Annotated in this window: 1 protein-coding gene; it reads right to left on the bottom strand. The window is 72.1% G+C overall.

Annotated features, from left to right (window positions below):
- Positions 1–640 precede the first annotated feature (640 nt).
- Positions 641–1,396, bottom strand: coding sequence for a TIGR03089 family protein (locus CCN35_RS27125; protein WP_067396734.1), 756 nt, complete (start codon positions 1,394–1,396; stop codon positions 641–643).
- Positions 1,397–1,725 lie beyond the last annotated feature (329 nt).

Raw genomic sequence — 1,725 nt, forward strand, 5'->3', positions numbered from 1 at the left:
CCCGCCAACCCGCTCCGCCCGCGCCGGGCGGAGCGGGTTGGCGGGGACCCGGGATCGGCGACTGCGGAACGGAAGGATTCAGTCGCAGTTCGTATTCGCCGGTGTTCGGATTGAGTACCCATTGGTCTGCGGGGTCGATGTTGTTCGCCCGCCCACGGCCTTGCGCGTCCACGGTTGTCCGAACCCTCCGTCGGGGCCACGCGGCGCCTTGTCCCCTTCAAGGCGCTCAGATCTGCTTCACAGTGCTCGACCCCAGGAAGACCTCGCGGCCAGTAGCACCGGATCGCTCACACTATCTGGCTCATTCGGTGTCAAGCGACGCCCGTGACAAATTCCACTTGCCTACAAGTGGGCAATCCGCCCATTTCCTTGGACAAAAGTTCGCCAAAGGCGGTCGTCCGCGCCCCGCGGAAAGCCTTCCGGGGCGATGTGTTGCACCGGAAGGCCTTCCGCGGACGGGGCGGCCGTCCCGGGGTTCCCGGCCCGCCGCCCTTGCCGTATGCGCCGCCGGGCCCGCCGGACACGGTCGTGCGGATGCGCGGGAGAGGCGCGGGAGAATCGTCGCCGCCTGCGTGGAATCCGCACCGCTGAAGGTGAATTGGCGTCGTTTGTTCCCGAATCCCGCGGTACTTCCGCTGCGTCACCTCGCCGTCGCCGTGACCCGTTCCGCTTCGATGCGCCGGGCCAGGGCGTCCTCGGAAAGGCGGTCGAGACGGCGGCACAGCACGACGGAGGCGCCGGCGGCGAGAGGGGCGTACAGGCCCGCGCTGAGCCCCTCCCAGGTGTCGTACGGCAGCGCGGACAGCAGCCGGGAGCCGGGGCCCGTCAGGCCCAGGGCGGGGGCGTCGGCACGGGCGCGCTCCACGACCTCCGCCGCCGAGTACTCGGCCCCGGCCACGATCAGGGCCGGCTCGTCGGGGTCCACCGGTGCGAAGGGCGTGAACGCGTCGCCCTGCCCCGGCACCTCGACGGCGTAGTCCACAAAGCCCTCCGGCGGCTGCGGGAACCGCCCGCCCAGCGGTCGCAGGGACAGCGCCACCCGCTCCCCGGAGCAGGCCCGTGCCGCGTCCAGGGTGTCCGGGCCGCTGACCACGACGTCGGCCGCCTCCACGTTCCCGCCGAGGTCCGCCACCGCGCCCACCGAGGCGCACGCCAGCAGCCACACCGCCGTCTGCCAGTGCGCCGGCAGCAGCAGCGCGACCCGGTCGCCGGGGCCGGCGGCGAGGTCTCCCTGGAGGAGGTTCGCGGTCTTGGCCACCCAATTGGCGAAGGTGGCCGTGGACAGTTCGACGCGTTCGCCCGTGGCGTCGTCGTAGAAGGTCACCAGCGGGCGTCCGGGGTCCGCGGCGAGCGCGGAACGCAGCAGGTCGGCAGGGGTGCGTTCGGTTGCGTTCATCCGTGCAAGCGTACGCGGCGCCGGGTTGGCGCACCGTGCGGCGGGACACGCACGGGGGAGCGGCGCACCACCGGTTCGGCCCAACCGGGGCCGACGGCCCGTCAATTCCCCAATGGACAGATTTGTATGATTATGTCCAAGATCAGGGGCATGCGTCGATACGGATTCCTGGTGTCCTCGATAGGTGTCGCCTGCGCGGTCGCCCTCGCCCCCGCCCAGGGGCCTCCCGCCGCCGTGGTCACGGCGAGACCGGCATCGGCCACCGGCCCGTCGGCCGTCCCCGGCAGCACCCGGTCCCTGCCCCTCCACCCGCTCACCCGCGCCCGCAC

The sequence above is a fragment of the Streptomyces thermovulgaris genome (assembly GCF_002155915.1).
Classification (GTDB): Bacteria; Actinomycetota; Actinomycetes; order Streptomycetales; family Streptomycetaceae; genus Streptomyces; species Streptomyces thermovulgaris.

What these genes read in the sequence shown, in the direction of transcription:
- CCN35_RS27125 (WP_067396734.1), bottom strand. Translation starts at nt 1,396, where the DNA reads ATGAACGCAACCGAACGCACCCCTGCCGACCTGCTGCGTTCCGCGCTC.